Source organism: Streptomyces sp. NPDC043812, assembly GCF_056436245.1.
Map to the genome: position 1 here is coordinate 276,151 of NZ_JBWKCY010000002.1, position 23,657 is coordinate 299,807.

Sequence of the window (23,657 nt, forward strand, 5' to 3'; positions counted from 1 at the left end):
GGGGAGTGGGAGTTACGCTGGATGTGAGGTTGAAAGTTCAAGTAGACCGGAGTCGCCGTCATGAATGCCCACAGTGCAGCGGAGCGTATGCCCGCCCTCTATCTCTCGCACGGTGCCCCGCCCCTCGCGGACGACCCTGTCTGGCCCGGTGAACTCGCCGCCTGGGCGGCCGGAATCCCGCGCCCCAAGGCGATCCTCGTGGTCTCCGCACACTGGGAGGAGGCGCCGCTCGCCCTCGGCGCGACCGCGACAGCGCCCCTCGTGTACGACTTCTGGGGCTTCCCCGAGCACTACTACCAGGTCCGCTACGAGGCTCCCGGCGCCCCTGAACTCGCCGCATCCGTGCGCAAGATGCTCCATCGTGCCGGTACGCCGGTGCAGGACGTCCCCGACCGCGGGCTGGACCACGGCGCGTACGTCCCGCTGGTCGAGATGTTCCCCGGCGCGGACATCCCGGTCCTGCAGGTCTCCATGCCCACCCTCGACCCGCGCAAGCTGCTGGAGATCGGGCGGCGGCTCGCCCCGCTGCGCGACGAGGGCGTACTGATCGTCGGCAGCGGCTTTTTCACCCACAACCTGGCCGCCCTGCGGCACGGCGGCACGCCGGGCTGGTCGGCGGAGTTCGACGACTGGGGGCGCGAGGCGCTCGCGGCCGCCGACGTGGACGCGCTGCTCGACTTCGAGAACAAGGCTCCGGCCGGCCGGCTCGCCCACCCCCGCACCGAGCACTTCGCGCCCCTCTTCGTCACGCTGGGCGCCTCGCGGGACGACGAACTCGGCAGCGGCCGCAGCGTCATCGACGGGTTCTGGATGGGGCTGGCGAAGCGTTCCGTGCAGTTCGGCTGAGACTCAGGACGGGGCCGGGGCGAGGCGCTTCTCGTACCAGGCGACGTCCCAGTACCGGCCGAACTTGCTGCCCACCTCTTCGTACGTACCGACGTGGCGGAAGCCGAAGCGGGCGTGGAGGCGGACGGACGCCTCGTTCGGCATGGCGACGCCCGCGTATGCGCGGTGCACGTCCTCGCCCCCGAGTGCGTCGAAGAGGGCGCGGTAGAGGAGGGTGCCGACGCCGCGGCCGGCTGCCTGCGGGGCGCAGTAGGCACTGACCTCCACCGAGGTCGAGTACGCGGGCTTGGGGCGGAAGGGGCTGCTGGTCGCGTAGCCGAGGATGCCGCTTCCGGGGTTCGTGGCGACAAACCGGGCAACCTGAGCAACCAGAAGGCGGTGCGGGCCGTCTTCAGGGTGGGAGTGCAGCCAGGGGCGGCGCTGATCGGTCGTGAAGACCGTCGTGTCGAACGTGATGGCCGTCTCACGGACGTAGTGGTTGTAGATCTCCGTGAGGGCCTCCAGGTCGGCCTCCGTGCCGGGCCTGACCTGCACCTCGGCGTGTTTGTGCGACATCCGACCTCCCCGTGGCAGCGGCACAGGGTACTGCATGATCGCGGAAATCGATGCACAGCATGGGAATTCTGTCCGGATTCCAGTCGTTGTTTCCTTCGGATGCAGGGCACCCGAAAGGGTGTCGCGACCTACTCAGCAAGGGAGCTCGCATGGCAACCCGTGCCGTCGCCCGACGACAGTCCGACTCCGGTGGGGCTGAGAGGGCAGGCAGTGTTCGCGCCGTGGGCGGGGAGATCGCCGACCGCGACCTGGTCGGCATGTACCTCGACGAGATAGCGCGTACGCCGCTGCTCGACGCCGCCAAGGAGGTCGAGCTTTCCCAGACCATCGAGGCCGGCGTCTATGCCGGTCAGATACTCGACGGCGAGGTCGACAGCGAGGCCGGCGGAGCGACGCGTGAGGAGCTGGAGGCGCTGGCCGAAGCCGGTGAGCGCGCGAAGGACATCTTCATCCGCTCCAATCTTCGCCTCGTGGTCGCCGTCGCCCGTCGCTACCCACGCAGCGGACTGCCCCTGCTCGACCTGATCCAGGAGGGGAATGCCGGCCTTGTCCGCGCCGTGGAGAAGTTCGACTACGCGAAGGGGTTCAAGTTCTCGACCTATGCGACGTGGTGGATCCGCCAGGCGATCACTCGCTCCATAGCCGACCAGTCCCGCACCATCCGGCTCCCCGTCCACCTGGTGGAGGAGCTGGGCCGGATCCGTCGTGTCCAGCGGGAATTCAACAGGGAGAACGGGAGGGACCCCGAGGCCGCCGAAGTCGCGGAAGAGCTCGGCTCGACGCCCGAGCGCGTTTCGGACGTGCTGGACTGGGCGCGTGACCCGGTCAGCCTGAACATGTCCGTGGACGACGCGGGCGAGACCCAGTTCGGCGACCTGCTGGAGGACACCTCGGCGGTGTCGCCGGAGCAGTCAGTGCTGACGCTGCTGCGCAGCGAGGAGCTCGACGACCTGATCGACCGGCTCGACCACCGCACCGCGTCCATCATCCGGATGCGCTACGGCATCGAGGACGGCAGGGAGCGCACGCTGACCGAGGTCGGCAAGCAGCACGGCCTGACCCGGGAGCGGATCCGCCAGATCGAGAAGCACGCGCTGCTGGAGCTCAAGCGCATGGCGCGGGACACCGGCTTCGACGCGGCTGCCTGAGGCGGACGGCGCGCCGCCGCCGACGAAGTGCGGGTGGCGGACAGACGCATGTGGCGGACGATCCCGGGACACCGGGACCGTCCGCCGCGGCGTGTGCGGGCCCCGCTCGGCGGCAACGGAAGTTCAGGCCGCTGCGGCCATCCGCATTCCGCATGCTTCGGCCGACTCCGCAATGCCTCGGCAGCTTCGACGGCTCAGGCGCGGGGCGAGGGCGGCTGCGCGTGCCTCAGCCAGTCGATCGGGACAGGCGGGTCGCCAGGTCCGTCACGTAGTCGCGCAGCGGCTGCGGGCCGTGGACGGTGAACTCGCAGTCCACCAAGGCCAGTCGCAGCGCAAGCCACTCCACCGAGTCCGCCGACCGTGTCCGCAGCCGACAGGCGTCCTCACCCGTCGGGACGGGCGCGCCCAGATGCTCGGGCAGGCGTGCCGCGACGAACGACGCCGGGGCGTAGAAGCTCACGTCGACGTCGTTCTCCTGCTGGTGCCGCGACATCGTGTGGCTGAGCAGCTCCGCCGCGTCCCCGACCGGCGCCTCCCGCGGTGTGAACCGCGCTCCCGTCGCGAACGGCTCGGTGACCCGGTCCACCCGGAACGTGCGCCAGTCCTCCCGCTGGAGGTCGTAGGCGACCAGGTACCACCGCCGTCCCGTCGACACCAGCCGGTACGGCTCGACCTGCCGCCTCGTCTCGTTCCCGTCGCCCGCGCGGTACGCGAACCGCAGCCGTTCGCGCGCCGTGACCGTGCCCGCGATCACCGTCAGGGTCTGCGGGTCGATCGTCGCGCCGTCGCCCCTGGTGAGCGGGAGCGTCGCCGCCTGAAGGGTGGTGACCCGGTGCCGGAGTCTGGAGGGCAGCACCTGTTCCAGTTTGGCGAGGGCCCGCACCGATGCCTCCTCGATGCCTTCGATGGCATGGCCGGCCCCGGCGCGCAGACCGACCGCGATGGCCACCGCTTCCTCGTCGTCCAGCAGGAGCGGGGGCATGGCCGCGCCCGCGACCAGGCGGTATCCGCCGACCGCGCCCCTGGTGGCCTCCACCGGATAGCCGAGGTCGCGCAGCCTGTCGATGTCGCGCCGGATCGTGCGCGGACTGACCTCGAGGCGCTCGGCGAGTTCGCTGCCGGGCCATTCGCGTGGCGTCTGGAGCAGCGAGAGCAGATTCAGAAGTCGTGCCGGAGTGTCCGTCATGTTCTTCAGGATGCTCCTCGACTAGGACACGAGCTGACCTATATTCACTCTAGATTCCTCGCATGAGTTCACAGCAGCCCGCCGTAACGAGTACGGCATCGGACCGCCGACGATGGATCGCTCTCGCCATCGTCATGACCGCGGCCTTCATGGATCTGGTCGACGTCACCATCGTCAACATCGCGATCCCCAGCATCGAGCGGGATCTCGGCGCCTCGTTCGGCGCGATCCAGTGGATCACCGCCGGATACGCGCTCGCCTTCGCCGCCGGCCTGATCACGGGCGGCAGGCTCGGTGACATCTACGGCCGCAGGCGGCTGTTCCTGATCGGCATCGCCGGCTTCACGATCGCCTCCGCGCTCTGCGGGTTCGCGCCGAACGAGGAGATGCTGGTCGCCTCCCGGCTGCTGCAGGGCACGGCGGCCGCGATGATGGTGCCGCAGGTCCTGGCCATCGTCCATGTGACCTTCCCCGCGCACGAGCGCGGCAAGGTCTTCGGTCTGTTCGGTGCGATAGTCGGCCTCGGCGCGGTCTCCGGTCCGCTGCTCGGCGCGCTGCTGACCCAGTGGAACCTCTTCGGCCTCGAATGGCGCCCGATCTTCCTCATCAACCTGCCGGTGGGTGTCGCGGGTCTGATCCTGGGGCGGAAGTTCATCACCGAGTCCCGCGCCCCGCAGGCGCTCCGGCTCGACCTCGTCGGCGTCGCCCTGGTCACCCTCGGCCTGCTGATGCTGATCTACCCGCTGACCCGCGGCCGCGAGCTGGACTGGCCGCTGTGGGGTCACCTGTGCATGGCGGGCAGCGTGCTGGTCTTCGCGGTGTTCGTGGCGTACGAGAAGTACAAGACGCGCAAGGACGGCTCCCCGCTGGTCGAACTGTCGCTGTTCAAGGTGAAGAGCTTCGCCGCCGGTATCGCCGTCCAGCTGACGTTCGGCATCGTGATGGGCATCTTCTTCCTGGTCTGGACGCTCTACATGCAGATCGGGCTCGGCTGGAGTCCGCTGAAGGCGGGGCTGACCGGGGTGCCGTTCTCGATCGCCGTCTCGGCGGCGGCAGGTATGTCGGTGCAGCTGCTGGTGCCGCGCTTCGGCCGGAAGGTTCTCCAGGCGGGTGCGGCGACGATGGCCGCGGGTCTGCTGATCTACATCTGGGAGGCCGACCGCTACGGCACGGCGATCCACTCCTGGCAGATGATCCTTCCGCTGGTCGTGATGGGCGTGGGGATGGGGCTCATCGTGGCGCCGCTGACCGACGCGGTGCTCTCCGAGGTGCCGCGTGAGCACGCGGGCTCGGCGTCCGGTCTGATCAACACCACCGCCCAGATGGGCAACGCGCTGGGGCTGGGTCTGGTGTCCGTCGTCTTCTTCGGCACGATCGACGAGGAGCGGCTGGCGCCGAGCGCGGTGGGCACGGCGTTCGCGGATGCCTTCCAGAACTCGCTGTGGTGGGTCGCGGCGGTGCTGGGTGCGATCTTCGTGGTGATGTTCGCGCTGCCGGCGCGGCCGAAGCAGCACCTGGAGGCGGGCGCGGTGGACGACGAGCCGGTGGTCGTCGCGAAGACGGGGGAGGCCGAGCCGGAGGCGGCGCTCGCGCGCTGAGGTCCGCCTCGGACAAGCAGGCAGAGGGTGCCCGCGCCACGATCGGTGGCGCGGGCATCGTCGTGTCCTGGGTCCTGGGTCCTGGGTCCTGGGTCGTGGGGCGTGCGTGGGGTCGTGGAGCGTGCGTGGGGGAGTGCCTGACCGTGTGGGTTCGATGCCCGAGTCTGTTTACTTCGCGGAAGAGTGGGCGTAGCCTGCGAGAGAAACCACAGGTTCGGGCATGAAACGGATGTAAAACCACATGTACGCACCGGAGCGCCAACAGGAGATCCTGCGGCTCGCCCGCGACGGCGGACGCGTCGACGTGCTCTCGCTCGCCGAGGAGTTCCAGGTCACCGCCGAGACCATCCGGCGCGATCTCAAGGCCCTGGACCGGTCGGGCCTCGTGCGCCGTGTGCACGGCGGTGCCATTCCGGCCGGACGCCTCGACTTCGAACCCGACCTGGCCGAGCGGGAGTCCACCGCGGCCGACGAGAAGGACCGCATCGCCCGCGCCGCCCTCGCCGAACTGCCCGAGGACGGCAGCGTGATCCTCGATGCCGGTTCCACGGTCGGCCGTCTCGCGACCGCGTTCCCCCTGGAGTGCTCGCTCACCGTCGTCACCCACGCCCTGCCTGTCGCGGCCCGCCTCGCCGACCACCCGGGCATCGACCTCCACCTCGTCGGCGGCCGTGTCCGGCACCGTACGCGCGCGGCCGTCGACGCCTGGGCGCTGCGGGCGTACGGGGAGATCCGCGCCGACGTCGTCTTCCTCGGCGCCAACGGGTACTCGGCGGACGGCGGGCTGACCACCCCCGATCTGGCGGAGGCAGCGGTCAAGCGAGCCGTGATCTCCGCTGCGCGCCGGGTCGTACTCCTCGCCGACTCCGCCAAGCACGGCGAGGAACACTTCGCCCGCTTCGGCGACCTCGCCGACGTCGACCTGCTCATCACCGACAGCGGGCTCGCCCCGAAGGACGCCGCGGCGATCAAGGCCGCGGGAACGGAAGTCGTACGCGCATGATCCTCACCGTCACCCCCAACCCGTCGCTGGACCGCACCTACGAGGTCCCGGCGCTGGACCGCGGCGAGGTGCTGCGCGCCACCGGCGAGCGAATGGACCCCGGCGGCAAGGGCGTCAACGTCTCGCGTGCGGTCGCCGCCGCCGGGCGCCGCACGGTCGCCGTCATGCCGCTCGGCGGCGCGCCCGGAGCGCTCGTCGCCGAACTGCTCGCCGGCCAGGGCATCGAGGTCGCCCCCCTGCCCATCGCCGGACACACCCGCTCCAACATCTCCGTCGCCGAACCGGACGGCACCCTCACGAAGATCAACGCTCCCGGCCCCGAACTCAGCCCCGCCGAAGCGGTGCTGCTGCTCGCCGCCGTCTGCGAATACTCCGCCGACGCGGACTGGATCGCCTGCTGCGGAAGCCTGCCGCGCGGGCTCGCCCCCGAGTGGTACGCCGAGCTGGTCGCCCGTGCGCACGCAGCCGGTGCGCGCGTCGCCCTCGACACGTCCGGACCCTCGCTGACGGCATCCCTCTCCTCGTATCCCGACGTCGTCAAGCCGAACGCCGACGAACTCGCCGCCGCCGTCGGCCGCCCGCTGCTCACCGTTGGCGACGCGGTCAAGGCGGCGGAGGAACTCCTCGGCCTCGGCGCGCGCTCCGTCCTCGCCAGCCTGGGAGCCGACGGCCAGCTGCTCGTCTCGGCAACGGGCACCTGGTTCGGTACGGCACCCGTGTCGGCCGTCCGCAGCAACGTCGGCGCGGGTGACGCCTCGCTCGCGGGCTTCCTCGCGGCGGGCGGCGAAGGCCCCGTCGCGCTGGCGGCGGCGGTCGCCCATGGCACGGCGGCGGTACAGCTGCCGGGCAGCGTGATGCCCACCCCGGCCGACCTCGAACCGTCCTCGGTCACCGTGACCGAGGACATCCCCCTGGACCGAGTCCTCACCGAACAAGGGAGCCCGCGATGAGCGACATGATCACCGCGGACCTGGTCGACCTCGACCTGGCCGCGACGACGAAGGAGGCCGCGGCCAGGTCGCTGGCCGAACGGATACGGGCGCTCGGCCGGATCACCGACCTGGACGGCTTCCTGGCCGACGTGGCCGCGCGTGAGGCGCAGATGCCGACGGGCCTGGACGGCGGGATCGGTATCCCGCACTGCCGGAGCGCGCATGTGACGGAGCCGACGCTGGCGTTCGGCCGATCGGCCGCGGGTATCGACTTCGGCGCACCTGACGGCCCCGCGGACCTGATCTTCCTGATCGCGGCCCCGTCGGGCGCGGACGACGCCCACCTGACGATCCTGTCGTCCCTGGCCCGGCGCCTGATGGACGAGTCGTTCACCTCGTCCCTGCGGACGCTGGCGGACCCGTCGACGGCGGCAGCATTGATCCGTGGCGAGACGCCACCTGCCCCTGCCCCGGCGGCGCGTGAGGACGCAGCCGATGCGGGTGCCCCGCAGCAGCTCGCCGCCCCTGCCGAGGCGGACGAGGCTCCCACCCCGGCCGAAGGGGCCCTCGCCGCGGACGAAGGGGCCACCGGCGCCGGCTCGCGGGACGGCGCGTCGGCTTCGTCCGTGGGGGCGGCTCCGGCTGGCCCCGCTTCGGGAGCCGGAGCCCCGACCGGACCGGAGGGCCAGGCCCTGTCACCCGCGCCCGCCGACGATGCTGCCGACGCCGTTACGAGCGGGGACGAGGCACCGGCCGTACCGGCGGCTTCCGCCGAGGCCACTGCCGGCGAGCCCGGCGTATCCGGCGCATCCCGCGCACCCGGGACCCCGGGGGCCGGGCCGGTGAAGGAGCAGGGCGGGGAAAACAGCACCCCGTTCCGGATCGTCGCCGTCACCTCCTGTCCCACCGGCATCGCGCACACCTACATGGCCGCCGAAGCCCTGGAGAAGGCCGGTGAGGCCGCCGGTGCCGAGGTCGTCGTCGAGACGCAGGGATCCGCCGGCTTCACCCGGCTCGATCCGGGCGTCGTGGCCGCAGCCGACGCCGTGATCTTCGCTCACGACGTGCCCGTACGGGAGAAGGAACGCTTCGCCGGGAAGCCCACCGTCGACGTCGGCGTCAAGGCCGGGATCAACCGCCCCGCCGAACTGATCGCCGAGGTCCGGGCCAAGGCCGAACGCGGCGAGGTCACCGCGACGGCCCGAACGTCCTCCCCCGTGGACGCGGCCGGCGAACCGGGCGAGGGCTACGGCACCAAGCTCCGCAAGTGGCTGATGTCCGGCGTCAGTTACATGGTCCCGTTCGTCGCCGCCGGCGGCCTCCTCATCGCACTCGGCTTCGCCATCGGCGGGTACGAGATCTCCGACGCCAAGTCCGTCGCGGAGAGCTTCGTCTGGGCCGACCACAGCAGTTGGGCCGCCCTCCTGTTCCAGATCGGCGGACTCGCGTTCAGCTTCCTCGTGCCCGTGCTCGCCGGGTACATCGCGTACGGCATGGCCGACCGCCCCGGACTCGTCCCCGGCTTCGTCGGTGGCGCCATCGCTCTCACCATTGACGCCGGATTCCTCGGCGGCCTGATCGCCGGTCTGCTCGCGGGCTTCACCGTCATGGCGATCCAACGCCTCAACGTGCCCGCACCGTTGCGCGGAATCATGCCCGTGGTCGTGATCCCGCTGGTCTCGTCGGCCGTCGTCGGCTTCCTGATGTTCCTCGTCGTCGGAAAGCCCGTCGCCGAGCTTCAGCAGGCGCTGACCGACTGGCTGTCCGGCCTCTCGGGCGCCAATGCCGTCATCCTGGGCGTCATCCTCGGCCTGATGATGTGCTTCGACCTCGGCGGACCGCTCAACAAGGTCGCGTATGCCTTCGCCGTGGGCGGACTCGCCAACCCCACCGAAGGCTCGCTCAAGGTGATGGCTGCGGTGATGGCCGCGGGCATGGTCCCGCCGCTCGCGATGGCCCTGGCAACGACCGTACGCGGCCGGCTGTTCACCAGGACGGAACGGGAGAACGGCAAGGCGGCCTGGGTGCTGGGCGCTTCGTTCATCACCGAGGGCGCGATCCCCTTCGCCGCCGCCGACCCGCTGCGGGTCATCCCCTCCGCGATGGTGGGCGGCGCGGTCACCGGCGCGCTGTCGATGCTCTTCGAGTGCACACTGCGCGCGCCGCACGGCGGAATCTTCGTCGTGCCGTTGATCGGGAACCCGTTCCTCTATCTGCTCGCCATCGTCGCGGGCACCCTCGTCAGCACCACGCTGGTGATTCTGCTGAAGGGCGTACGAAGGACGGTCCCGGCCTCTGCCGCGACGGTGCAGGACCAGAAGGTGTCCGTCGCCGCCTGATCCGCATCGTCCGAGCGGTCCGGTCGGGCCGAACGACGGTCACCGCACTCGCGCGCGGAGCTCCATCGCTTCGCGCGCGGTGCGCTCTGCCTCGTAGACCTCGCACATATGGCGCCCGTCGGGCGTGGCCGTGTGCTCGACCTCCCACAGGCTGGTCTCGCTGCCGTCCAGCAGCAGGAACGCATGCTCGTAGAGCGTGAACCCGGCGTCCTTGCCCGCCACCTTGAACTGCCGTCCGAAGACCTGGGTGATGTGGTGGGCGAACGCGCCCCGCAGCCTGTGTGCGGTGCCCTCGCCGGGCCGGTCCTCGTTCTCCGCGCGGCGCAGCACACGGCGGGCGTGGTCCGCCGAGTCGTCGGGGACGTACATCGGCGGGAGCGGCGCCGGGGGCGGCGACATCAGGGACGCGAGCAGCTCCAGGTCGGCGTCCAGAGCGAAGCCCGGCCCGCCGGTCTCCTCGGCGAAGCCGGGGAAACCAGCCGGCAGACGGGACGCGGCCAGCCGGGCATCGGACTCCTCCGCGTAGAGCTCGTGCTCCTCGGCACCCGCGGTGCCGTCCTGACCGGTGCTGTGCACGAGCTCCCACAGGGTCAGCGAACTGCCGTCGCTGAGCAGATAGGCATGGCGGTACGTCGACCGGTGCAGTCCCGCGCTGTGGTGCGAGGAGTGCAGTGAACTGGCATGGGCCAGCGCCGATCCGAGACGCTCGATCATCGTGTCGGGCAGGTCGAAGGAGTTGAGCGCCCGCCCCAGGAGTCGCTCGAGGTGTGTCCCGGTGGTCTCGTACGGATCGATCGGATCGTTCAAGAGGGGTCTCCAGGCCGTCGCCACACGTCACTTGCTGATTGCTAAACGTAGCGCTTGGGTCTGACAACGCGGTTGGGGTTCAGGTAAAACGAACGACCGCCCCGCGGGAGTTCCCCGTCACATGCCGGATCCTCAACTTCCCTGCTGCGTCCTTCAGTCGGTGCCGTACAGCTCCCGGTACGAGGGGTAGCAGCCCCCCGGTCCGTCGATGCCGTCCGCCGCGCGCACAGCGCGGACGATCGCCTCGGTGACCATGTCCGCGCCCGCCGCGAGCACATCGTTGAGGGCGAGTGGATTGGCGTCGTCCAGCGCCCGGGCGCCCGTGGCCAGAGCGAACACCGTGTCGCCGTCGTTGAGGAGATGGACGGGGCGCACGGCGCGCGCGATCCCGTCGTGCGACGTGCCGGCGAGTTTGTGCGCCTGGGCACGCGTCAGGGTGGCGTCGGTGGCGACGACGGCGAGGGTGGTGTTCAGCGGCGGCGTACCGTTCTTCTCGTGCGCCTCGGCGAGCCGCAGCTGGGCAGCGGCATGCACCGCGGGCGACGGATCGGCGGCGCGTCCGCCGAAGTACGCGCCGTACAGGGCGCCTGTGCGCGGGTCGACCGCCGACCCCGCCGCGTTTGCGACGACCAGTGCGGCCACGGTGATTCCGGACTCCAGGACGCAGCCCGCCGTACCGATGCCGCCCTTGAACCGGCCGACCACCGCACCCGTTCCGGCGCCCACGTTCCCCTCCACCACCGGGGTGCCGTCGGCGGTGGCCGCTGCGGCTGCCACGGCGGCGCGGCCGGTCGCGGCGTCCGGCCGGGCCCGCCAGTCGCCGCCCCGGCCCAGGTCGAAGACGCAGGCGGCCGGAACGACCGGCACCACCTGTGCGGGGTCCGCGCCCACCCGTACACCGCGGCCCTGCTCCTCCAGCCACGCCATCACTCCGCTCGCGGAGTCGAGCCCGAACGCGCTGCCGCCCGTCAGCACGACGGCTTCGATGCGCTGGACCAGATTGCGCGGGTCCAGCGCGTCGGTCTCGCGGGTGCCGGGGCCGCCGCCGCGTACGTCCACGGCCGCGATCACCCCGCCTGCGGGGGCGAGGACGACGGTGGTGCCACTGAGGGTGCGCTCACCGGGGACCTGCGCATGACCGACGCGCAGTCCGGCCACTGCGGTCAGCCCGCCGGCTGCCGGCCGGTCGGCAGCGCCCGGTCCGCTGGTGTCGTTGACGGCCATGGCTCCCACGGTAGTTGAGTCCGCCCACCCTGGTGCCGGTGGCCCCGGCGTGGGCGCGTGCGGACAGCTGGAGTGGACGACGACGTCGCCGGACGACCGGACCGAGGTGGGCCGGGAGGAGACGACGATCTTCGGCGGTGACGGCCGTGGAGGCAGGGCCACTCCGACCGTCACCTTGTCCGCGCGTGCCCAGGTCCTCGGCGGACACCACCCAGCGCCCCGCGAGGGTGCGGGCGGGCGTCCGCTTCATACGCCGCGGAGGTGCGGGCGGGCTGCCGCAGTGGCCGGACCCGTCGCTCGCTCACCCCTCTGCTTTCTATAACGGGACGTACCTGACATACAGCCCTAGCGTGGGCCCGTGACCGAGCCACCAGAAGCCCCCGCCGCACCCCCGTCGGTGCCGCCGCCGGAGCCCCCGGTCCCGCCGGACGCGGCACCGCAGCCGGGGCGTCCGCGTGCCCGGACGCCGCTCCCCGCGCCGCTTCGGGCGACCATGGCCGGTACTGCTGTTTCCCTCCTGCTGATCGTCGCCATCGTCCTGGGCAGCAGGCTGCTGCGCGACTTCGACTCCGCCCTCCTTCCGTACGCCGTGGCCACCGTCTTCCTCGCCTTCGGTGTCACCTACCGCTACACGGTCTGGGTCTCCTCTCCCGGCGCGCGCCGGCTCTTCACGCACGGCCTGCGGAGCCTCTTCTCGGCCGACAATTTCCGCAGGGCGCCCACCGCGCTGCCGAGGATGGCCGCCACCTACCTGGGTCTCCAGAAGTTCCTCGGCGCCCGATCGCACGCACGCTGGGCCGCCCATCAGCTGATCTTCTGGGGCTGCATCCTGGCCGCACTGATCACGTTCCCGCTGACCTGGGGCTGGTTCACCTTCACCTCCGGCAGTGGCTCCGGTCCCGGCTACGAGATGCGGATCTGGGGACTGAAGGTCCTCGGCTTCGACTCGTTGAACTTCTTCGGCTGGGTCATGTTCCACGGCTTGGACATCGCGGCCGTGCTCGTCATCCCCGGCGCCTCCTACTTCCTGTGGCGGCGCATGAAGGACCGTGGCGCGATCACCGGCCAGCGCTTCGCCTACGACCTCGTCCCGCTGATCGCCCTGATCGTCATCTCCGTGACCGGTCTCCTGCTGACCTTCTCGTCGCTCTTCCTGCACGGCGGCGGCTACGAGTTCCTCGCGATCCTGCACATGGTGTCGGTGGTCTTCACCCTGATCTACATCCCCTTCGGCAAGTTCTTCCACATCGTCCAGCGGCCCGCCGCCGTCGGCATGCAGCTGTTCAAGTACACGGCCAGGCAGGACGAGCAGGTCTTCCACTGCCGCCGCTGCGAGCAGCCCATCGACGCCGCCCCCTACATCGAGAACCTGCAGGACACGATGCGCGACCTGAAACTCGACTTCGCCCAGTGGGCCGAGTACTGCCCCCGTTGCAAGCGGGTCCTGCGCGGCGGCGCGTATCTGACGCAAGTCAAGAAGGGGTTCAAGTGACTGCTGCCGATCCGCGCGCGCACATCCCGCTCGACCCGTCAATCGCCCCGCCCGGCACCCGCAACTTCCGCGACGCCGGAGGCATCCCCGCCGACCGGTGGCGTGCCGACAAGAACGGCGAAACCCTCGTCCCCACGCACTGCTGCTTCTGCGGGGTCCAGTGCGGTATGTATCTCCGCGTCGACAAGGGCGGCAAGGTCTTCGGTGTCGAACCCCGCAATCACGACATCAACCGCATGCGGCTGTGCCCCAAGGGAATCAATGCGTATCAGCAGGTCAACCACCCCGACCGGCTGACCGCCCCGCTCATGCGGCGCTCCCGCGACGAGCCGTTCCGGGAGGCCTCCTGGGAGGAGGCCCTCGACTTCACCGTCTCCGAGATCGGACGGATCCAGGCGGAGTACGGCAAGGACGCCTTCGGGCTGCTGGGCGGTGCCAGTCTGTTCTCCGAGAAGACGTATCTCGTCGGCAAGTTCGCCCGAGTCGCCCTCAAATCCCGGCACGTCGACTACAACGGCCGCCTGTGCATGGTGTCCGCGGCCGGGGCCAACAAGCTGGCCTTCGGTATCGACAGGGCCGGCAACCCGTTCTCCGACATCCTTCTCACCGACTGTCTGCTCATCGCGGGATCCAACGTCGGAGAGTGCTTCCCCGTGATGACCCAGTACCTGTGGGGCGCGCGGGACCGCGGCGCGACTCTGATCGTCGTCGACCCGCGCGAGACGGCCATCGCGCGCACCGCCGACATCCATGTCGCGATCAAGCCGGGCACCGACTCGGCCTTCTTCACCTCCGTCCTGAACGTCGTGATCACGGAGGGGCTCACCGACGAGGCGTACCTGGCCGCCCACGCCACGGGCTGGGACGAGGTCCGGGCCAAGGCGGCCGAGTATCCGCCGTCCCGCGCCGCAGCCATCTGCGGAGTCCCCGCCGAACAGATCGTCCGGGTGGCAAGGGTCTTCGCGGGCGCGGACAAGGCCATGGCCTGGCACGCCCGCGGCATCGAGCACCACTCCCAGGGCGTGGAGAACTGCCTCACCGTCATCAACCTCTGCGTCGCCACCGGCAACATCGGCAGGCCGGGCGCCGGCTACGGAACGATCACCGGCCAGGGCAACGGCCAGGGAGGCCGGGAGCACGGCCAGAAGTCGGACCTCCTCCCGGGCGGCCGCTCGATCATGAACGAGGAACACCGCCGCCAGATCTGCGAGATCTGGGGCATCGAGGAGTCCGAACTCCCGCCCGCCGGCACCTCCATGATGGAAATGGTCTGGCAGATGCAGCGCGGGGAGATCCGCGGACTGATCGGCATCTGCAACAACCCCTTCGTCTCCCTGCCCAACTACCAGGTGGTCAAGGAGGGCTACGACGCCATCGAGTTCCATGCCCAGTTCGACTTCTTCCTTTCCGAGACCGCGACCAACGCCCATGTCGTCTTCCCCGTGACCACCTGGGCCGAGGACGAGGGCGTCATGGCGAACGCCGAAGCACGCGTCGTCAAGCACAACAAGGCCCAGCAGCCGCCACCGGGAGTACGCACCGACACCTGGGTGATCTGCCAGCTCGCCCAGCGACTCGGCGTCGGCGACAAGTTCGCGTTCGCCGGCTCCCGCGAGGTCTTCGAGGAACTGCGGATCGCCTCGGCAGGAACCGTCAACGACTACTACGGCATCACCTACGAACGCCTGGAGGAGACCGGCGGCATCGTCTGGCCCTGCCCCGCCACCGACCATCCCGGCACGCCCCGCCTGTTCGAGGACGGGAAGACGTACCACCCTGACGGCAAGATCCATCTGCAGGTCGTCGACTGGCACCCACCGATGGACCCGTACAGCGACGAGTACCCCATGTCGCTCACCACGGGGCGCACTGTCGCCCACTTCCTGTCCGGCAATCAGACCCGCCGTCTGGGGGCTCTCGTCGAGCAGACCCCTCGCCCCTGGGTGGAGGTGCACCCCTCGCACGGCTTCCGTTCCGGTGAACCCGTCCGTGTCGTCACCCGGCGCGGCAGCGGGGTCTTCCCTGCTCTGGTCACCGAGGCCATCCGTCCCGACACGGTCTTCGTGCCGTACCACTGGCCCGTCCCGACGTCCGCCAACGCCCTCACCATCGATGCCCTCGACCCGCGCTCGAAGATTCCCGAGTACAAGGTCTGCGCCTGCCGCGTCGAGCCCGCCGAAGAGATCGACGAGGTGCCCGCGCCACCCGTCGCACCCGGGCACGTGGCCTATCCGGCGGCTCAGGTCTCCCGCACCGACCCCCTGCCGCCCACGGCCCCGCAGGGGCGCGGCACGGGCGAGAGGAGCTGATGCCCCGTGATGGGCAGGACGATCTTCATCGACCCCGGGCGCTGCATCGGCTGCCAGGCCTGTGTCTCGGCCTGCCGCGAGTGCGACTCGCACCGCGGCAAATCCATGATCCATCTCGACTACTCCGACGAGGGACACTCGGTCGCCTCCCTTCCCACTGTCTGCATGCACTGCGAGGACCCGGTTGCCCCGTGCGCCGAGGTGTGTCCCGCCGACGCGATCCTCGTGACCGCCGACGGTGTGGTGCAGCAGGCGGACACCACCCGCTGCATCGGCTGCGCGAACTGCGTCAACGCCTGCCCCTTCGGCGTACCGAAGATCGACCTCCGGGCGAAGCTTCAGATGAAGTGCAACCTCTGCTACGACCGCACCGCCTACGGCCTCGCCCCGATGTGCGCCACGGTCTGTCCCACCGGCGCCCTCTTCTACGGCACGGAGGAGGAGCTGCGGGCGGAGCGCCCTGGGGTCGAGGTAGCCGACTCGTTCGTCTTCGGCGACGTCATGGTCAAGACGGGCGTGGCCATGGTCGTCCCGGCGGACAAGGTCCAGTGGCCGGTGCCCGGCGGCCTGCCCGTCGTCGAGATCAACGGAGTGGATGTCCGATGAGCGTCACTCACCAGCCGCCCACGGGTGAACCGGCGCCGGACGCTGCCCAGGAGGCGCTCCACGACCGGATCTCCGCCGATGCCCTCACCACACGGCGCGACTACCTCCGTATCGTCGCCACCGTCTCGGGAGGCCTGGCCGTCGGAGGGATCGGTGTGGCCGCCGGTGTGCTGACCCGGCACGGCGACAACGAGGGCGCTCCCGAACCCAAGCGGATTGCGGACAGTCTCGCCCCCGGCGAGTCCCTCGCGTTCCGCTACCCCGGTGAGGAGGACCGGGCAGTGGCCGTGCGCCTCACGGACGGCACCCTCGTCGCCTACTCCGCCGTGTGCACCCATCTGGCCTGCGCGGTGCTCTGGCGGGCGGACCGCGGCATGGAGGGCGAGCTGCTGTGCCCCTGCCACGAGGGTGTCTTCGATGTGCGCACCGGTGAGGTGACGGCCGGTCCGCCGCCGCGCCCGCTGCCGAGAGTGATCATCGACGAGGACGCCGACGGCAGCGTCTGGGCATTCGCCACCGCCCGCTCCGGAGAGAACGACAGGGACGCCTGGTGCCGGCAGTTCGCCGAGCTGGCACCCGAGCGTGCCGCGCTGCTCGAATGTCCCGGGGCGGCGTCCGGTACGGGGGGCGAGGCATGAGCGAGGCGAATCCGCCGTCGGCCGAGGGCCAAGGGCTGCCGGGCGGGGAGGAGACGGGTGCCGCCGAGCCCGGCCCGTCCTCGAGTCCCGTTTCGGACCCCGGCACCGGCCCGGAGCACGGCCCCGGTGCCCGGCCGGCCGGGTCGCATCCCGTGGCCGTGCCCGCCTATCGGCCGGGCAGCGTCGATCCCCGGCTGAACCGCCCCGTTCGTGAACGCTATCCGCAGATCCGTGCCACGAGTGGCTACGGCGATCCGCGCGTCACCAGGACCGGACCGGGCCCCGGGGCCGGCAGTGAGCAGGAACCCGAACGCAGCTCCAAGCTCACCGCTCGGCTCGTCCTCGCCGGCACGGTGGTCGTCGGCCAGCTCTGGGGCCTGACCGTCGTCGTCAATGAGTGGATGCAGGGGGAGACCGGCACCGCATGGTGGGGTGCGGCGTTCCTGTGTCTGTCGTTCCTCGTTGTCCTGGGGCTGTGGTCGCTCGACCCCGAGGACCGCTGACCACGCCGGCTTCGGCCGCCGTACCCTGGAAGCATGAGCACCGCCCCCGCCCCCGGACCGCGTGACGCGAAGCAGCCCGGCGAGCAGCAGCCGAAGCCGAAGCTGATCTTCGACGATCCGCTGGACCAGCAGTCCTCGGACGATACGGACCGTGGGTGGGGTGAGCGGCCTCTCGCGAGCGGAGACAGCGCTGCGGACCTGGCACGCTTCCTCGACGAGAAGCCGCCCCACCACATCTGAGGGGACATCCGAGCCCTCAGGGCTCGTCAGGCGCTCTGCTCGCGAGTTGGCGAGCGGACTTATGCGCGACCCTGCGGACCCGCGGCACCGGACGGGCCGCCGCTGTCCCTGGTGTCCTGCGTTCCGGCCGAGCGCTGCGCGACCAAGGCGTCGCGGATCTCCTTCAGCACCTCCAGCTCGGTGACCTCCAGCGTCTCCTGCACGCCTTCCTTCGCCTTCCGCTGCGCCTCGCGGCGTGCCAGGTACTTCGCCATGGGCAGCACCATCAGGAAGTAGACGACAGCCGCTGTGATCACGAACTGCAGTGTCGCGCCGAGCACCGAGCCCCACAGGATCTGGATGCCCTGCATCTCGCCGTCGACCACCTCGCACGGGTCCTTCAGACAGGAGCTGTACGAGTCCAGATTCTTTGTGCCGAACGCTCCGACGAACGGGTTGATCACGCCCTTCACCACAGCGTTGACGATGTTGGTGAAGGCGGCACCGATGACGACGGCGACCGCGAGGTCGATCACGTTGCCACGCATCAGGAAGGCCTTGAAGCCCTCGATCAGACTCGGCTTCTTCTCGCTCACGAATGAGCCTCTTTTCACATGCGCGATGGGGTACGGGGACTGCTGGGAAACCTACGGCAGCTCCCGGCAGCCCTGTCCAATCCGCACGCGTCATCAGGTGACCTGACGATACGTCAGTGCGACTCTTCGCCTCGGGCCTCAGCACACGGTCACCGCCAGCCGGGACGTCGCACTTGCTCCGGCCAGTGCCACGGCGGTGGTTCGCGGCACGGACAGCACGATCAGTGCGCCGCTGTCCGCCAAATTCTCGCGTGGCTGCGGAACTTCGGCCACTCGGACGCCGGATGCCACCACCTTCGCCGGTGAATCCTCGCCGCTCGGGGCGTCGGCGGCGGCGATGACGTCGACCCGGTCCCCCGGTCGCAGCAGCCGCACTGTCGCCGCGTCCGCGATCCGCACCGGAGCCGACACCAGCCGGTCCGCGGTGTGCTGTCCCCGGGAAGGAGCGGCAGCGGCCAACGCCCCTGTGCCGGACGTGCCTTGTCCTCGCGGCCCGGGCGGTCCGCCGGGATCGTCCGCCCCCCGCGCGGTCGAGGCCGCCAGCGCCGCGGCCGTCACCGCCAGTCCCGCGGTCATCGCACGCCGCTGCCTGTGCAGCGCCCGCCGCAGCCGACGACTGCTTCCGCGCACCCGCAGGGGCGCGAACTGCGGTACGCCCAGCGGTGCGGGGGCCGGTGCTGTGGCCGGCAGCGGGGCTTTTGCCGAGGGGGCAGGAGAAGGATCCGGGGAAGCCGCCTGAGCAGCCGATGACGTTGAAGGGTGGAAGGACATGCCGGGCACCGCCTGTCATGAGGAGTTGACCGGGCCTGCGCGACCCGTGTCCGATCGCTCCTCACGATCCCCGATACGCCAATGCCCCGCCGGAGCCTGTGGACAGGCCCCGGCTTGTGGACAACTCGGCCACCCCCAGGGGTGATTACGGAAGCTCGATGCCCGGATCGACACCCGCCAGGGCGTTCCGGCACGGGCAGTCGCGCTCCTCGTTCGACGGCAGTGCGGCGACCGCGTCGAAGAGCACGTTCCGCAGCCGGTCCACGTTGGACGCGAACACCTTCAGTACTTCCTCGTGCGAGACGCCCTCGCCGGCCTCGGCTCCCGCGTCCAGGTCCGTGACCAGCGTCATCGACGTGTAGCAGAGCTCCAGCTCACGAGCCAGGACGGCCTCGGGGTGCCCGGTCATGCCCACCACCGACCAGCCCATCGACGCGTGCCAGCGGGATTCGGCGCGGGTGGAGAACCGCGGGCCCTCGACGACCACCAGCGTGCCCCCGTCCACCGGCTCCCAGTCCCGCCCGCGTGCGGCAGTGAGCGCGGCCTTGCGTCCCTGCGGGCAGTACGGGTCGGCAGGCGATACGTGGATCACGTTCGGTACGGTTCCGGACGGCAGCGGAAGCCCGTCGAAGTAGGTCTGCGCGCGGGCCTTCGTACGGTCGACGAACTGATCGGGGACGAGCAGCGTGCCCGGCCCGTACTCGGGCCGCAGTCCGCCCACGGCGCACGGGCCGAGTACCTGCCGCACGCCGACCGAGCGAAGTGCCCACAGGTTGGCGCGGTAGTTGATGCGGTGGGGCGGCAGATGGTGACCCCGGCCGTGCCGGGGCAGGAAGGCCACCTTGCGCCCGGAGATCTCACCGAGGAACAGCGAGTCACTGGGGGACCCGTAGGGAGTGTCGACCTGGATCTCGGTGACGTCGTCGAGGAAGGAGTAGAAGCCCGAGCCGCCGATCACCCCGATCTCCGCGAGCCCGGAGCCTTCGCGGGAGTCGGAGCCTGCGTTCGCATTCGCGTTGGTCGCCATGGCGATCACAGTAGCGGGACGCGAAAACGCCAAGAACCCCGTCGAGGCCAGTGCCACGGCGAGGTTCTTGAACCGTAAGGATCAGGCGGCGGAGCCGGAGGAGCTCGACGCGCTCGACGACGAGGTCGAGGAGGACCCGGTGCCGGACGAGGCGGCGGCCGTGGTCGAGGTGGACTTCGTCTCGGACGACTTGCCGGTCGACGACGCGGGCGTGCTGCTCGAGGACGAGCCGCGGCTGTCGTTGCGGTAGAAGCCGGAGCCCTTGAAGACAATGCCGACCGCGGAGAACACCTTCTTCAGGCGTCCGTCGCAGCTGGGGCACACGGTCAGGGCGTCATCGGTGAACTTCTGCACCGCCTCGAGGCCCTCGCCGCATTCGGTGCACTGGTACTGGTAGGTCGGCACTTGTCTTCCTCCTGGCACTCTCACTCGATGAGTGCTAACGACGATCCATAGTGACGTATTCCGCTCGATCAGTCCACCGTCACCGGCACTCGGTGACCGATCCCACGCGCGGCGACCCGTCCGACGGTCGTGACGGACAGCCGGGAGCGCAGCGAGATCAGGGTGGTCAGGGCGAGCGCGGTGCCCACGAGCGGGACCACGAATCCCGCGCTCGCGCCGTAGCCGTCGGCCAGTCGGCCGGCGACCGTGACGGCCCCCGCCTGCCCGAGCGCCACCGCGCCGGTCAGCCAGGTGAAGGCCTCGGTGCGGCCGGACGCGGGCACCAGCGATTCGACCAACGTGTAGCCCGTGATCAGGGCGGGGGCGATGCACAGGCCCACGACGAGTCCGAGGGCGCCGAGCAGCGCGACGGAGTGCGCGGTCCACAGCAGGGACGCGGCGGCGGTCAGCGCCGCGTAGCCGACGACGAGACGGCGGCGCGGCCCGCTCTTCCAGGCGATGGCGCCGACGGCGACACCGGCCAGCATGTTGCCCGCGGCGAACAGTCCGTACAGCAGCCCGTTCATGCCGGGCTGCCCGATCTCCTCGGTGAACGCGGTCAGCGAGACCTGCATGCCGCCGAAGACGGAGCCGATGCCGAGGAAGGCGACGGCGAGGACCCGGACGCCGGGCACGGGCAGGGCCGACCTGCGCCCGGCGCGCACCTCTGCTGTCGCCCGCCCGTGGGCGGGCTGGGTGCGGCGCTGGGCGGCGAACAGCAGACCGCCGGCGAGCGTGAGGGCAGCCTCGGCGATCAGTCCGGCAGCAGGGTGGACACCGGTGCACAGCGCGGTGGCCAGCACAGGACCCACTACGAAGGTGAACTCGTCCGTCACCGACTCGAAGGCCGCTGCGGTCGGCATCAACGGCGAGCCCTGGAGCTTTGCCGCCCAGCGGGCCCGCACCATCGGGCCGACCTGCGGCACCGAGGCACCGCTCGGCACGGCTGCGGCGAACAGGACCCACAGCGGAGCGTCCGCCAGCGCCAGCGCGGTCAGTGCGGCGACCGAGACGGTGTGCACCAGCACGCCGGGCACGAGCACCGCACGCTGGCCGAAGCGGTCCGCGAGCTTGCCGTTCTGCGGGGCGAAGAGAGCCATGGAGACGCCGGTTACGGCAGCGACGGCGCCGGCGCTGCCGTACGAACCGGTGGTGTGCTGGACCAGCAGCACGATGCCGATGGTGAGCATCGCGAAGGGCTGCCGGGCCGCGAAACCGGGAAGCAGGAATGTCCAGGCCCCAGGGGTACGGAGCAGCTGTCCGTAGCCGGGACGCCTGTCAGAAGCGACCGTGGACACCACGGCCCCTTGCCTTTCTGCCGCCTGGTAGCGCTCACCGGGGTGCCGGGAGCCGCCGAGAGCTGTCCTCTTGCGCGGAACTGCGGTAGATACCGGGGTCCGCGGAAGGGACACCGCGGCCGCCATACGGTCGCGCCAGCTCTGCTTCAGGCAGAGTTGGTCGATCAGTGTGCCTTCATGCTACAGGGATCTCGGAGCTCCTGCCTGAGAAGATGGCGGAGATCACCTCGTTTGCCCTGCGATTGGTCGGTATTTCACTGCCCGACCGGTCGCCGGGGCCGCAGAGGCCGGGGTTCGGCGCCGGCCCGGTACCTCAGGGGCGCCGGGCTCGGCAACCGGCTCCGCACCTCAGGGGCGCCGGGCTCGGCACCGGGCCCCGCACCGCAGTGGCGCAGGGCACCCGCACCTCAGTGGCGCCTGGACCGCCTCGAGGCGGGACCGCCCGTCCCCAGCCAGTCGGCCAGCTTGCCGCCCTGGCCGACCGCCCGCAGCCGGCGTTCCGCTGCGTCGCGCACCGGATCGGTGGCGACGACCAACAGCTCGTCGCCATGCCGCAGTACCGTCGTCGGTGCCGGCACGAAGCTCTTGCCTTCCCGTACGACGAGGGTGACCGCGGCCCCCGGGGGCAGCCGCAGCTCGGCGACCTCCACGCCGTGCATCCTGGAGCCGTCCGGGATCGCCACCGACAGCAGATGACCGCGCAGCCGCTCCAGCGGCGCGGACTCGATGCCGAGATCCGCGGCCTCGGAGGGGCCACCGAGATGCAGCGCCCTGGCGAGCCAGGGCAGGGTCGGCCCCTGGACCAGGGTGTAGACGACGACCAGCACGAAGACGATGTTGAAGATCCGGTCGTTGCCCTTGATCCCGGACACCATGGGAATGGTGGCGAAAATGATGGGGACGGCGCCGCGCAGTCCCGCCCAGGACATCAGCACCCGTTCCTGCCATGGGATACGGAACGGCAGCAGGCTGACAACGACACTGACAGGTCGGGCGACGACGGTCAGCATGAGCCCCACGACCACCGCGGGCCAGAAGTCCCGGAGCAGTTCGTGCGGGGTGACCAGCAGACCGAGCAGTACGAACATGCCGATCTGGGCGATCCAACCGAGCCCTTCGGCGAATCCGCGGTTGGCGGGCGCGTGGGGAAGTTTCGAGTTCCCGAGGATCATCGAAGCGAGATAGACGGCGAGGAACCCGCTGCCGTGGGCCATCGCCCCAGCCGCGTACGCGACCACGGCGATCGCCATGACGGCGATCGGGTACAGGCCGGATGCGGGGAGTGCGACGTGACGCAGTCCGAACGCGCCGAGCCAGCCCACCGTGAGTCCGACGGCCGCGCCGATCGCCAGTTCCAGTGCGATCTTGCCCACCAGGACGTACCAGTCGTCCACCGGTCCGGACGACGAGAAGGCCACGACCAGAATGACGACGGGGGCGTCGTTGAAGCCGGACTCGGCTTCGAGGGCGCCTGTGACGCGAGACGGCAGCGGCACCTTGCGCAGCACCGAGAACACCGCGGCCGCGTCGGTCGAGGACACCACCGCGCCGATGATCAGCGCCTGCCGCCACTCCAGTCCGACCAGGTAGTGCGCTGCCGCGGCCGTGATGCCCACGCTCACCGCGACGCCTACCGTCGACAGTGCGGCGGCCGCCGGCAACGCGGGTTTGATCTCCTTCCACTTGGTGCCCAGGCCACCCTCGGCCAGGATCACCACAAGTGCGGCGTAGCCGATCACCTGGGTCAGCCCGGCGTCGTCGAACCTGACGTCGAACAGGCCGTCCTGGCCCATCGCGATCCCGATCCCGAGATACAGCAACAGGCTGGGCAGCCCACTGCGGGACGAGATGCGTACCGCCGCGACGGCGATGAGCAGAACGAGCGAGCAGATGAGCAGGAGTTCATTGAGCTGGTGGACAGTCAGTGGCCGATCCCTTCCCCTTGCGCCCTCATGCCGGAGATCGTCGTACCGGCGGCGACACTTCGTTACCTTACCTAATCTTTAACGTTTCCTTGACGGGTTGATGATCTGTTTGTCCGACTGCGCCACCGGCCTTGTGGATACCGCGTCGGGGCCGGTCGGGTGCTGCGCCTAGAGTTGCCTCAGCATTTCCA

General features: G+C 70.4%; 22 protein-coding genes. 12 read left to right on the plus strand and 10 right to left on the minus strand.

Annotated elements, in window-relative coordinates; all coding sequences use genetic code 11:
• Positions 1-60: 60 nt before the first annotated feature.
• On the plus strand, positions 61-846 hold the full coding sequence (locus tag AC067Z_RS03940; RefSeq protein ID WP_478787831.1) for a dioxygenase family protein: 786 nt from the start codon (positions 61-63) through the stop codon (positions 844-846).
• A gap of 3 nt (positions 847-849) precedes the next feature.
• On the opposite strand, the gene AC067Z_RS03945 is transcribed toward AC067Z_RS03940, so the two are convergent.
• Positions 850-1,401: an N-acetyltransferase family protein gene (locus AC067Z_RS03945; protein ID WP_478787832.1), complete on the minus strand. Its 552-nt coding sequence runs from the start codon at positions 1,399-1,401 to the stop codon at positions 850-852.
• 149 nt (positions 1,402-1,550) lie between these two features.
• On the opposite strand from AC067Z_RS03945, the gene AC067Z_RS03950 reads away from it, so the two are divergent.
• Positions 1,551-2,549, plus strand: a complete 999-nt coding sequence (locus tag AC067Z_RS03950) for a sigma-70 family RNA polymerase sigma factor (protein WP_478787833.1) — start codon at positions 1,551-1,553, stop codon at positions 2,547-2,549.
• A 226-nt stretch (positions 2,550-2,775) separates the two neighbouring features.
• Here AC067Z_RS03950 and AC067Z_RS03955 read toward each other — a convergent pair whose 3' ends face one another.
• Positions 2,776-3,735: a helix-turn-helix transcriptional regulator gene (locus AC067Z_RS03955; RefSeq protein WP_478787834.1), complete on the minus strand. Its 960-nt coding sequence runs from the start codon at positions 3,733-3,735 to the stop codon at positions 2,776-2,778.
• A gap of 62 nt (positions 3,736-3,797) precedes the next feature.
• On the opposite strand from AC067Z_RS03955, the gene AC067Z_RS03960 reads away from it, so the two are divergent.
• The 4 genes from AC067Z_RS03960 (at position 3,798) to AC067Z_RS03975 (ending at position 9,607) form a co-directional block, all read left to right on the plus strand.
• Positions 3,798-5,333 (plus strand): MFS transporter, encoded by a 1,536-nt coding sequence (locus tag AC067Z_RS03960; protein WP_478787835.1) that lies wholly within the window; start codon positions 3,798-3,800, stop codon positions 5,331-5,333.
• 241 nt (positions 5,334-5,574) lie between these two features.
• A complete protein-coding gene (locus tag AC067Z_RS03965) occupies positions 5,575-6,336 on the plus strand; it encodes a DeoR/GlpR family DNA-binding transcription regulator (RefSeq protein ID WP_478787836.1) in 762 nt (253 codons plus the stop codon).
• Positions 6,333-7,286: a 1-phosphofructokinase gene (gene pfkB, locus AC067Z_RS03970; protein ID WP_478787837.1), complete on the plus strand. Its 954-nt coding sequence runs from the start codon at positions 6,333-6,335 to the stop codon at positions 7,284-7,286. The genes AC067Z_RS03965 and pfkB overlap by 4 nt, the downstream gene beginning before the upstream one ends.
• Positions 7,283-9,607, plus strand: coding sequence for a PTS fructose transporter subunit IIABC (locus AC067Z_RS03975; protein ID WP_478787838.1), 2,325 nt, complete (start codon positions 7,283-7,285; stop codon positions 9,605-9,607). The genes pfkB and AC067Z_RS03975 overlap by 4 nt, the downstream gene beginning before the upstream one ends.
• Before the next feature lie 39 nt (positions 9,608-9,646).
• Here the strand turns inward: AC067Z_RS03975 and AC067Z_RS03980 are convergent, their stop codons facing one another.
• On the minus strand, positions 9,647-10,414 hold the full coding sequence (locus AC067Z_RS03980; RefSeq protein WP_478787839.1) for a DUF6227 family protein: 768 nt from the start codon (positions 10,412-10,414) through the stop codon (positions 9,647-9,649).
• Between the two features lie 153 nt (positions 10,415-10,567).
• Positions 10,568-11,638 (minus strand): P1 family peptidase, encoded by a 1,071-nt coding sequence (locus tag AC067Z_RS03985; RefSeq protein ID WP_478787840.1) that lies wholly within the window; start codon positions 11,636-11,638, stop codon positions 10,568-10,570.
• A gap of 358 nt (positions 11,639-11,996) precedes the next feature.
• Here AC067Z_RS03985 and AC067Z_RS03990 point away from each other — a divergent pair, with 358 nt between their 5' ends.
• From AC067Z_RS03990 to AC067Z_RS04015, 6 genes are read left to right on the plus strand one after another with little or no spacing between them, the layout of a single operon-like run.
• A complete protein-coding gene (locus tag AC067Z_RS03990; protein WP_478787841.1) occupies positions 11,997-13,130 on the plus strand; it encodes an MFS transporter in 1,134 nt (377 codons plus the stop codon).
• Positions 13,127-15,439 (plus strand): molybdopterin oxidoreductase family protein, encoded by a 2,313-nt coding sequence (locus AC067Z_RS03995; RefSeq protein ID WP_478787842.1) that lies wholly within the window; start codon positions 13,127-13,129, stop codon positions 15,437-15,439. The genes AC067Z_RS03990 and AC067Z_RS03995 overlap by 4 nt, the downstream gene beginning before the upstream one ends.
• A gap of 6 nt (positions 15,440-15,445) precedes the next feature.
• The gene (locus AC067Z_RS04000) at positions 15,446-16,045 is read left to right on the plus strand and encodes a 4Fe-4S dicluster domain-containing protein (RefSeq protein WP_478787843.1); all 600 of its coding nucleotides are present in this window, start codon (positions 15,446-15,448) and stop codon (positions 16,043-16,045) included.
• Positions 16,042-16,683, plus strand: coding sequence for a QcrA and Rieske domain-containing protein (locus AC067Z_RS04005; RefSeq protein ID WP_478787844.1), 642 nt, complete (start codon positions 16,042-16,044; stop codon positions 16,681-16,683). The genes AC067Z_RS04000 and AC067Z_RS04005 overlap by 4 nt, the downstream gene beginning before the upstream one ends.
• The gene (locus tag AC067Z_RS04010) at positions 16,680-17,186 is read left to right on the plus strand and encodes a hypothetical protein (RefSeq protein ID WP_478787845.1); all 507 of its coding nucleotides are present in this window, start codon (positions 16,680-16,682) and stop codon (positions 17,184-17,186) included. The genes AC067Z_RS04005 and AC067Z_RS04010 overlap by 4 nt, the downstream gene beginning before the upstream one ends.
• Before the next feature lie 33 nt (positions 17,187-17,219).
• Positions 17,220-17,426 carry a hypothetical protein gene (locus tag AC067Z_RS04015; RefSeq protein ID WP_478787846.1) on the plus strand — a complete coding sequence of 69 codons (207 nt, stop codon included), beginning with the start codon at positions 17,220-17,222 and terminating at the stop codon, positions 17,424-17,426.
• Positions 17,427-17,485: 59 nt separating this feature from the next.
• On the opposite strand, the gene mscL is transcribed toward AC067Z_RS04015, so the two are convergent.
• The 6 genes from mscL to AC067Z_RS04045 all read right to left on the minus strand — a co-directional run bounded on the left by mscL (position 17,486) and on the right by AC067Z_RS04045 (position 23,466).
• Entirely contained in the window at positions 17,486-18,001 is a 516-nt protein-coding gene (mscL, locus tag AC067Z_RS04020; RefSeq protein ID WP_478787847.1) for a large conductance mechanosensitive channel protein MscL, read from the minus strand.
• A gap of 138 nt (positions 18,002-18,139) precedes the next feature.
• The gene (locus AC067Z_RS04025; RefSeq protein WP_478787848.1) at positions 18,140-18,577 is read right to left on the minus strand and encodes a hypothetical protein; all 438 of its coding nucleotides are present in this window, start codon (positions 18,575-18,577) and stop codon (positions 18,140-18,142) included.
• 340 nt (positions 18,578-18,917) lie between these two features.
• Positions 18,918-19,799 carry an S-methyl-5'-thioadenosine phosphorylase gene (locus AC067Z_RS04030; RefSeq protein WP_478787849.1) on the minus strand — a complete coding sequence of 294 codons (882 nt, stop codon included), beginning with the start codon at positions 19,797-19,799 and terminating at the stop codon, positions 18,918-18,920.
• 81 nt (positions 19,800-19,880) lie between these two features.
• On the minus strand, positions 19,881-20,204 hold the full coding sequence (locus AC067Z_RS04035; RefSeq protein ID WP_478787850.1) for an FmdB family zinc ribbon protein: 324 nt from the start codon (positions 20,202-20,204) through the stop codon (positions 19,881-19,883).
• 68 nt (positions 20,205-20,272) lie between these two features.
• Positions 20,273-21,544 carry an MFS transporter gene (locus AC067Z_RS04040; protein ID WP_478787851.1) on the minus strand — a complete coding sequence of 424 codons (1,272 nt, stop codon included), beginning with the start codon at positions 21,542-21,544 and terminating at the stop codon, positions 20,273-20,275.
• Positions 21,545-21,948: 404 nt separating this feature from the next.
• Positions 21,949-23,466 carry a potassium/proton antiporter gene (locus AC067Z_RS04045; protein WP_478788051.1) on the minus strand — a complete coding sequence of 506 codons (1,518 nt, stop codon included), beginning with the start codon at positions 23,464-23,466 and terminating at the stop codon, positions 21,949-21,951.
• Positions 23,467-23,657: the final 191 nt, after the last annotated feature.